Here is a 9132-nt window from a genome sequence, read left to right as displayed (position 1 = left end):
AGTGTCATTCTGGAGCTATCTTGGCGATAGACTGGGAATTGCTGATGCGCCAGCCGTCCCGCGCCTGGCAGATCTGGTCAGCGACCGCTGCTCCTTAGCGTGATCGCCAACGGTTTTGCCCCTATTACTCCTCAGGGGCTTAAGCCTTTGTTGTTGATCGGGTTTTGACGCCTTAAGGGATAGTACTGGACATAAACAGTTGATTGATCAACAAATAGGGCAAGGTCACTGCCCTACCGGCTCTGATCGAGATAATTCCAAGACTTCCATATAAAATCAGAAAGGGAACGCGTCCGATGTCATCATGGATCAAACGCACGGCTCTTGCCGCCGTCGCCACGGCCGCCCTCATGGGCGCCGCGTCGGCTGAAGTCGTCTACAACCGCGCCAATTCAGGCGAGCCCGAAACGCTCGACACTCACAAGACCTCGACCGTCCAGGAATCCCACATCCTGCGCGACATGCTCGAAGGCCTCGTGACCTACAGCGCCAAGGGCGAAGCCGTTCCCGGCCAGGCCGAAAAATGGGAAGTCAGCGACGACGGCAAGACTTACCGCTTTACGCTTCGTAACGGCCTGAAGTGGTCGAACGGCGATCCGGTCACGGCGGAAGATTTCGTCTATTCCTATCGCCGCATCATGGATCCGGCGACCGGCGCGAAATACGCCAACATCCTGTATCCCATCAAGAATGCCGAGAAGATCAACAAGGGCCAGGGCAAGCCCGAGGAGCTCGGTGTGAAGGCGCTCGACGCCAAGACCGTCGAGATCACCCTCGAGTCGCCGACCCCCTACTTCATCGAGCTGCTGACCCACCAGACCAGCCAGCCTGTGCACAAGGCCTCGGTCGAGAAGTTCGGCAAGGACTTCGTGAAGCCGGGCAACATGGTGACGAACGGCGCCTACAAGCTGGTCGAGTTCGTGCCGAACTCCCACATCAAGCTTGCCAAGAACGAGAACTACTACGACGCCAAGAACGTCCAGATTGATACGGTCAACTACTTCCCGACCCCGGACTTCGCCGCGATGGTCCGCCGCTACGAGGCCGGCGAACTCGACACCACCGATGACGTGCCGGCCGACCAGATGAAGTCGCTCAAGGAGCGCTTCAAGGATCAGGTCCGCCTCGGCCCGTATCTCGGCACCTGGTACATGGTCGTGAACTCCTCCAAGGCTCCGTTCAACGACGTGCGCGTGCGTCAGGCTCTGTCCATGCTGGTCGACCGCGAATTCATCGCGGAGCAGATCTGGGGTCAGACCATGCAGCCGGGCTACTCGTTCATGCCTCCGGGCGTGGGCAATTACGGCGATCCGGCCTACATGACCTACAAGGACCAGTCGCCGATCGACCGTGAGGACGCCGCCAAGAAGCTCCTTACGGAAGCAGGCTTCGGTGCCGGCAAGCCGCTGAAGGTCGAGATCCGTTACAACACCACGGACAACAACCGGAACACGGTGATCGCCATCTCCGAGCAGTGGAAGCAGGCGGGCATCGAGACCTCCTTCATCAACACGGACGGCAAGACCCACTTTGCCCACCTGCGTGATGGCGGCGATTTCGACGTCGCCCGCTACGGCTGGATCGCCGACTACTCGGATCCGAACAACTTCCTGTTCCTCCTCAAGAGCGACAACAAGGGCTTCAACTACGGCAAGTACAACAATCCGGAGTTCGACAAGCTGCTCGACAACGCAGCCAAGGAACTCGATCTGAAGAAGCGCGCCGACATGCTCAAGCAGGCCGAGGCGATCCTCATGAAGGACATGCCCTGGATCCCGATCATGTACTACGGCAAGAGCAACCTGATCTCGCCGAAGATCAAGGGCTTCGTGCAGAACACCCGGGGCGTCTATCCGACGCGGTACCTGTCGAAGACGCAGTAAAAATAAATCTGATAAGGGGGGCGGTCTGCTTGTCAGGCCGCCCTATTCTATTACTGTTATGCTGTAGCAGCAGGAGGAGCTTTCCGTGCTCTCCTTCATCTTTCGCCGTTTCTTGTCGGCCATCCCTACCCTATTCATCATCGTCACCATCTCGTTCTTCCTGATCCGGCTCGCCCCAGGCGGCCCGTTCGATCTGGAGAGGCCTCTCGAGGCCAAGGTGATGGAAAACCTCAACCGGATCTATCAGCTCGATAAGCCGCTGATCGAGCAATACTGGCTCTATCTTGGTGCCGTGATGCGGGGCGATTTCGGTCCGTCCTTCATCCTGCGCGACTTCTCGGTGAGTGAGCTCTTCGCCCGCGGCCTGCCGATTTCGATGACGCTGGGCGCCCTGGCCCTCTCCTTCGCCATCATCGTCGGCGGCACCCTCGGCTCCATCGCGGCTTTGCGCCAGAACAGCACCATCGACTACCTGGTCACCGGCACGGGCGCGCTGGGCCTGACCATCCCGAACTTCGTCGTAGCGCCGATCTTCCAGATCGTCTTCGGCCTAGCCCTTGCCTGGCTGCCGGTGGCAGGCTGGGCCAACGGAAACTTACGCAATCTCATCTTGCCCGTGCTCGTGTTGGCTCTGCCGCAGATCGCGGTGGTTTCGCGCATGACCCGCGCCGCCATGATCGAGAACCTGCGCTCCAACCACATCCGCACCCTGCGTTCGCTGGGCCTGCCCACGCGGGTGATCGTGGCTCATGCCCTGCGCGGCGCCGCCCTGCCCGTGGTGTCCTATCTCGGACCGGCGGCAGCCGCTCTGCTCACCGGTTCCGTGGTGGTGGAGACCATCTTCGGCCTGCCGGGCATCGGACGCTACTTCGTCGAAGGCGCGCTCAACCGTGACTACACCCTCGTCATGGGAACCGTCGTGGTGGTCGCCATCTTCGTTCTGCTCTTCAACCTCGTGGTCGATATCCTCTACGCCCTTATCGATCCGCGCATTCGCTACGAGTGAGATCTCCCATGGCTGAAGGCGCCGTTCTTCCTATCGAAACCGTGACAGGCCCGATCACCGGACGCTCCCTCTGGGCCGAGGCCCGCGGACGTCTCGTCCGCAACCGGGCTGCGCTCACCTCCATCATCGTGCTGGGTCTGATCGCGCTCGCCTGCATCTTCGGGCCGTTCTTTACGGGCCACCCCTTCGACCGGGTCTACCCGGACTACGTGAAGGTGCCGGCGAGCCTGGAGGCGTACCCGAAGGCCGACCAGATCGAGCCCAATATCGAGCGCATCGGCGCCCGCGTTCGCGCGAAGGCCGAAAACATCACGATCGACAACGATGTCGTTCACATGACGCTCGTGAGCTCCAGCGCCCGCCCGATCGACGAGCGGCTGCTCGCCTATTTCGAGCGTTCGGACCTGTTCGGACCGGCCCGCGTCGTCGAGAAGCAGCAGGAAGGCCAGCGGCTTGTCGTCGACGTCCCCATGAAGCGGCAGCATTTCCTCTTCGGCACGGACACGAATGGACGCGATCTTCTCACCCGCACCATGAAGGCAGGCCAGGTCTCGCTTGCGATCGGCCTGCTCGCCACTTTCGTCGCTATCCTCATCGGCGTGATCTATGGCGCGACGTCCGGCTATCTCGGCGGGCGCGTCGACCTCGTGATGATGCGCATCGTCGACGTTCTCTACTCGCTGCCCTTCATCTTCTTCGTGATCATGCTGGTCGTGTTCTTCGGCCGCAATTTCGTGCTGATGTTCATTGCCGTCGGCGCCGTCGAGTGGCTCGACATGGCCCGGATCGTTCGCGGGCAGACGCTCTCCATCAAGCGCCAGGAATACGTGCAGGCCGCCGAGGCATTGGGCGTCGAATCCAAAGGCATCATCCGCCGCCACGTGATCCCCAATACGCTTGGGCCCGTCGTCGTCTACATGACGCTTCTCGTGCCGAAGGTGATCCTTCTGGAGAGCTTCCTCTCCTTCCTCGGCCTCGGCGTTCAGGAGCCGAATACCAGCCTCGGCGTGCTGATCTCGGAAGGCGCCAAGAACATCCAGGGCGCCACCTGGATGCTGATCTATCCCTCCATCACGCTTGTCGCGATCCTCTTCTGCCTGAACTTCATCGGCGACGGCTTGCGCGATGCTCTCGACCCGAAGGATCGCTGACATGAAGGACGCCACTATGGCCGAACCCGTTCTTTCCGTCCGCAACCTTCACGTCCGATTCCGCACCGGTGACGGCATTCTGCATGCGGTAAAGGGCATCGACCTCAACATCAATCCGGGCGAGACCGTCGCCATCGTCGGCGAGTCCGGATCGGGCAAGAGCCAGACCATGATGTCCGTCATGGGTCTCCTCGCGTCGAATGGTTGGGCCGAAGGCTCGGTCAAGTATCGCGGCGACGAACTGGTGGGCCTCTCTCCCGGCAGGCTCAACCACTACCGCGGCTCCAAGCTCACCATGATCTTCCAGGAGCCGATGACCTCCCTCGATCCGCTCTACAAGATCGGGGATCAGCTGGCCTTGCCGCTCACGACCCATGGCGGCCTGAGCAAGGCTGCGGCCCGCAAGCGCGCCATCGAGCTTCTGGAGCTCGTTCGCATTCCGGACCCGGCCCGGCGCATCGACGCCTATCCGCACGAGATGTCCGGCGGCCAGCGTCAGCGCGTGATGATTGCCATGGCGCTCGCCAACAACCCGGACGTGCTGATCGCCGACGAGCCGACGACCGCGCTCGACGTGACCGTCCAGGCCCGCATTCTGGAGCTTCTGGCGGATCTGCAGAAGCGTCTCGGCATGTCGATCGTGTTCATCACCCACGATCTCGGCGTCGTGCGCCGCTTTGCCGACCGCACCTATGTGATGAAGCGCGGCGAGGTGGTCGAAAGCGGCCTCACCGACGACATCTTCGCGGCGCCGAAGCATCCCTATACGCGAATGCTGATCGATGCCGAGCCCACCGGCCGCAAGGAGCCGGTCGCGTCCACGGCCCCGATGGTGCTCGATGCGAGAAACGTTGCGGTTCAGTTCACGCTCGAAAAGAGCTTCTTCGGCAGGGCTACTCACGTGCTTCGGGCTGTTGACGATGTGAGCCTGAGGGTTCGAACTGGTGAGACGGTGGGCGTCGTCGGCGAATCCGGCTCGGGCAAGTCCACCCTCGGCCGCGCCATCCTGCGCCTGCAGCCCGCGTCGGGCATGGTGCGGTTCGAGGACCGCAACCTCATGCCCCTCGACCGGGGTGGGATGCGTCCCATACGGCGACACCTGCAACTCGTATTCCAGGATCCTTTCGGCTCTCTCTCGCCACGCATGACGGCGGGCGAAATCGTGACCGAGGGTCTTCTCGTTCATGAGCCCAGCATCTCGCGCAAGGAGCGCGACCGGCGCGCGGCCCAGGCCTTCGAGGAGGTTCAGCTCGATCCAGCCTGGCGCAACCGGTTCCCGCACGAGTTCTCCGGCGGCCAGCGTCAGCGCATCGCTATCGCCCGCGCCATGATCCTCCATCCGAAGCTCGTGGTTCTCGATGAGCCGACCTCGGCTCTGGACCGCTCCGTCCAGAAGGAAATCGTCGAACTGCTGCGCAACCTGCAGAAGGCCCACGGCCTCGCCTACATCTTCATCAGCCACGACCTCGCGGTCGTGCGCGCGCTCTCGGACGAGATCATGGTGATGAAGAGTGGCAAGGTGGTGGAGCGCGGCACGGCCGAGGAGATCTTCGACCGGCCGCAGGAGGAATACACCCGCGACCTGATCGCGGCCGCCTTCCTGACCGAGCGCGGCACGGCCGAGGCGGCAACCCAGCCCCTGGCCTCCTGAGAGTCCGGCTCATAATCCTCTCGACCTCACCCGGAGGAGGTGCGAAGCATCGTCTCGAAGGAGGATTCAGTAGTCTCTGGGGACGCCCTCGTCCTTCGAGACGGATTGCTCGCGCAATCCCCTCAGGATGAGGGCTCAGGGAAGAGCTGATCGATGAGCCAGCCTCGGAGGCTGGAACCAGATTGCAGGGCGCGGATTTGACTCCGCGCCATGGCAAAGCTCGCAGCCTATCGCGCCAAGCGCGACTTCACCAAAACCTCCGAGCCGGCGGGCAAGACCACCCGCCGGCGAGGGGCATCCTTCGTCGTCCAGAAGCACGACGCTTCCCGCCTGCACTACGATTTCCGCCTTGAGCTCGACGGCGTTCTGAAAAGCTGGGCGGTCGCGAAGGGACCAAGTCTCGTCAAGGGCGAAAAGCGCCTTGCGGTCCATGTCGAGGATCACCCGCTCGATTATGGCGACTTCGAAGGCACCATTCCTGACGGCCAATATGGCGGTGGCACCGTTATGCTGTGGGATCGCGGGACGTGGGAGTCTCAAGGCGATCCTCACGAAGGTTACGAGAAAGGCCGCCTCACCTTTCGCCTCGAGGGCGAAAAGCTGAACGGGACATGGCATCTCGTCCGCATGGCCAAACGCCCGCGCGAACGACAGGAACCCTGGCTCCTGATCAAAGCCGACGATGCCGATGCGCGCAGTGAAGACGATCCGGACATTCTCGATGAGGCGCCTCTGTCGGTGAAAACAGGCCGCTCGCTGGAGGAGATTGCTCCGGGTCACACGGCGAAGAGCCCCGCGAAGCGGAAAGCTCCCCCGAAGAAAGCCGCACCTGCGAAGACAGAAAAGCCGGCCAAGCGAGCTTCCTCGACTGGCAAATCCACAAAAGCCGGCGAGACCGAGGTCGCCGGTGTTCCCCTCACGCATCCCGACCGCGTGCTGTGGGAGGATCAGGGCGTCACCAAGCAGGAGCTCGCGGAGTTCTATAGTGGGATCGCGGATTGGCTTCTGCCACATCTGGTCAACCGTCCCCTCACGCTCATCCGCTGCCCTGGAGGCGCGGAGAAGAAGTGCTTTGTTCAGCGTCACTCCTGGGCGGGCATGAGTTCCTTCATCCATGCGGACATGGTGAGCGACGGACCAGGCAAGCACGAGGTCCTGACGGTCACCGATATCCAGGGCGTCGTCGCGCTCGTCCAATCGGGCGTGCTGGAAATGCATGTCTGGGGTGCGACATTGGCCGACCTGGAACGGCCCGATCGCCTCATCTTCGACTTCGATCCCGGCGAAGGAGTGGAATGGCCGCGCGTGATCGAAGGCGCGGTCGCCGTCCGCGAGCGCCTGAAGGGACTTGGGCTGGAAAGTTTCGTGAAGACGACCGGCGGCAAGGGTCTGCACGTGGTCGTGCCGATCAAGCCGAAGGCACTATGGAAGGACGCGCTCGCCTTTACGCGGGAGATCGCCGAAGCCATGGCGGCCGATGAGCCGGATCGCTATACAACCACCTCCGTCAAGCAGGAGCGTGAGGGCCGCATCTTCATCGATTACCTGCGCAACAACCGCGAGGCATCGGCGGTTGCGCCCTACTCCACCCGCTCGCGGCCCGGCGCTCCCGTGGCGACGCCGGTCGCCTGGGAGGAGCTGTCGCCAACTCTCAAACCCAACGGCTTCACCGTCGAGAATTTAGGGAAGCGCTTTGCCTCGCTGAAGCGTGATCCCTGGGCAGAGATGACCAAGGTCGATCAGGTGCTGCCTAAGCGACAGACGTCGAAGCGGTCCTCGCGAAAGAAATAGCGTCAGAAGATCGGAGCCTTGATCCCTTCCGCTTCGAGCGCCTTCTGAACAGCGGGTCGCGCCAGCACACGCTCGGCAAGCGCGTTCAGGTTCGGGATGCTGCGCGGCGGGCGCGGCAGGCCTCGGCCCCAGCGGATCAGCATGAACAGGAAGAGATCGGCGGCGGAGAATCGCTCGCCGAGCAGCCATGTCCTGTCGCCGAGTTGCTCGGAGATCACGTCGAACATGCGGTTGAGACGCTCGTTGGCCGCCTGCTTGACGGTCGGTGCCGCGGCCTCGTCGGTCACGTGCTCGTGCGGATAGAACCAGGCGCGATACTCCACCTGCGGCGTGTTCGTGAGGCGGATGATCCATTTGTAGAACTCGGCCCGCTCCGCCGTTCCAACGGCGGGAGCAAGGTCCGCTTCCGGGAATTTGTCGGCAAGATGCAGGGCGACGGCGGCGGTCTCGAACAGGACCAGGTCGCCATCGATCAGGACCGGGATGCGTCCGCTCGGATTGAGCTTGAGATACTCGTGGCTTTTCTGGGCATTCTGCCCCCGATCGACGAGGCGCAGCTCGAACTCGGCGCCGATCTCCCGCAGCATCATATGCGGCAGCAGGCTGGCATTGCCCGGGTAGTAGTAGAGTGAAAGCATCGTGGCAGCCTCTTCCATCCTGAGTGGCAGAACTCCGGTAAGTCCTGCTAGAGCATCGACCCCGAAAGTGGAATGCACTTTTGGGACTAATCCGATGCTCCACTCTTTGAAAAGCGCATCCGCGACGATCCCAATCTTCCTTTCCCGCCGGCATGCCCTATCGTCCTGGAGAGGTGGAGGATCGGGAATGGCTGATCAGGAACAGGCCGTGTTGAAAAAGCTCCGAGTCGAACCCGGCGAGAAGATCCGGCTGCGGGACCGCAATCCGCGCGACAAGTCCCTCTTCGGCGACGAGCAGGAAACCAAGGCCGCCACGGCCGCCCTCGCGAAGGACATCGACACCCTGCAGGACCGGCTCTATGCGGAGGGCGCCCGCGCCCTGCTCGTGATCCTCCAGGGCACGGATACGTCGGGCAAGGACGGAACGATCCGCAGCGTCTTCAACGCGACCGGACCTCTCGGCGTGTCGGTCCATGCCTTCGGCCCGCCCTCGCGGCTCGAACTGGAGCACGATTATCTCTGGCGCGTCCATGCGGCCGCCCCTCGCCGCGGCACCATCGGCATCTTCAACCGATCCCATTACGAGGACGTTCTGATCGGCAAGGTGCACAAGCTTGCGCCTGAAAAGGTCGTCGAGCAGCGCTACGACCAGATCAATGCGTTCGAGAAGATGCTCGCCGAGAACGGCACCACCATTCTCAAATTCATGCTGCACATCTCGAAAGATGAGCAGAAGGAGAGGCTTCAGGAGCGTCTTGACGACCCGGCGAAGCATTGGAAGTTCAACCCGGGCGATCTGGAAGACCGGGAGCACTGGGACGAGTACCAGGACGCCTACGAGATCATGCTCAATCGCTGCTCAACCAAATGGGCGCCCTGGCACATCATCCCCGCCGACCGGAAATGGGTCCGCAATGCGGCGATTGCGACCATCGTCAAGGCGACCCTCGAGGAGATGGACCCGCAATATCCGGAAGTCTCCTGGAAGCCGGGAGACTTCAAGATCACGTAA

The 9132-nt window shown here is 62.2% G+C and carries 7 protein-coding genes; 6 read left to right on the top strand and 1 reads right to left on the bottom strand.

Annotated features, from left to right (window positions below; translation table 11 throughout):
* The first annotated feature begins 296 nt into the window (after window positions 1-296).
* The 5 genes from FS320_RS01955 (at window position 297) to ligD (ending at window position 7482) form a co-directional block, all read left to right on the top strand.
* Window positions 297-1883 (top strand): peptide ABC transporter substrate-binding protein, encoded by a 1587-nt coding sequence (locus FS320_RS01955; protein ID WP_152708912.1) that lies wholly within the window; start codon window positions 297-299, stop codon window positions 1881-1883.
* An 85-nt stretch (window positions 1884-1968) separates the two neighbouring features.
* On the top strand, window positions 1969-2889 hold the full coding sequence (locus FS320_RS01950) for an ABC transporter permease subunit (RefSeq protein WP_162002761.1): 921 nt from the start codon (window positions 1969-1971) through the stop codon (window positions 2887-2889).
* A gap of 8 nt (window positions 2890-2897) precedes the next feature.
* Window positions 2898-4040 (top strand): ABC transporter permease subunit, encoded by a 1143-nt coding sequence (locus tag FS320_RS01945; protein WP_152708911.1) that lies wholly within the window; start codon window positions 2898-2900, stop codon window positions 4038-4040.
* Between the two features lies 1 nt (window position 4041).
* Window positions 4042-5691, top strand: a complete 1650-nt coding sequence (locus FS320_RS01940) for an ABC transporter ATP-binding protein (RefSeq protein ID WP_244626916.1) — start codon at window positions 4042-4044, stop codon at window positions 5689-5691.
* A 210-nt stretch (window positions 5692-5901) separates the two neighbouring features.
* Window positions 5902-7482 (top strand): non-homologous end-joining DNA ligase, encoded by a 1581-nt coding sequence (gene ligD / locus FS320_RS01935; protein ID WP_152708910.1) that lies wholly within the window; start codon window positions 5902-5904, stop codon window positions 7480-7482.
* Window positions 7483-7484: 2 nt separating this feature from the next.
* On the opposite strand, the gene FS320_RS01930 is transcribed toward ligD, so the two are convergent.
* Window positions 7485-8120: a glutathione S-transferase family protein gene (locus FS320_RS01930; protein WP_152708909.1), complete on the bottom strand. Its 636-nt coding sequence runs from the start codon at window positions 8118-8120 to the stop codon at window positions 7485-7487.
* Window positions 8121-8307: 187 nt separating this feature from the next.
* Here FS320_RS01930 and FS320_RS01925 point away from each other — a divergent pair, with 187 nt between their 5' ends.
* Entirely contained in the window at window positions 8308-9132 is an 825-nt protein-coding gene (locus tag FS320_RS01925) for a polyphosphate kinase 2 family protein (protein ID WP_152708908.1), read from the top strand.

It is taken from the genome of Microvirga tunisiensis (genome assembly GCF_009296175.1).
GTDB lineage: Bacteria > Pseudomonadota > Alphaproteobacteria > Rhizobiales > Beijerinckiaceae > Microvirga > Microvirga tunisiensis.
Note: the sequence above shows the minus strand (reverse complement) of the source record. Positions and strands in the feature narration are given on the sequence as shown.

What these genes read in the sequence shown, in the direction of transcription:
- FS320_RS01955 (WP_152708912.1), top strand. Translation starts at nt 297, where the DNA reads ATGTCATCATGGATCAAACGCACGGCTCTTGCCGCCGTCGCCACGGCC.
- FS320_RS01945 (WP_152708911.1), top strand. Translation starts at nt 2,898, where the DNA reads ATGGCTGAAGGCGCCGTTCTTCCTATCGAAACCGTGACAGGCCCGATC.
- FS320_RS01940 (WP_244626916.1), top strand. Translation starts at nt 4,042, where the DNA reads ATGAAGGACGCCACTATGGCCGAACCCGTTCTTTCCGTCCGCAACCTT.
- ligD (WP_152708910.1), top strand. Translation starts at nt 5,902, where the DNA reads ATGGCAAAGCTCGCAGCCTATCGCGCCAAGCGCGACTTCACCAAAACC.
- FS320_RS01930 (WP_152708909.1), bottom strand. Translation starts at nt 8,120, where the DNA reads ATGCTTTCACTCTACTACTACCCGGGCAATGCCAGCCTGCTGCCGCAT.
- FS320_RS01925 (WP_152708908.1), top strand. Translation starts at nt 8,308, where the DNA reads ATGGCTGATCAGGAACAGGCCGTGTTGAAAAAGCTCCGAGTCGAACCC.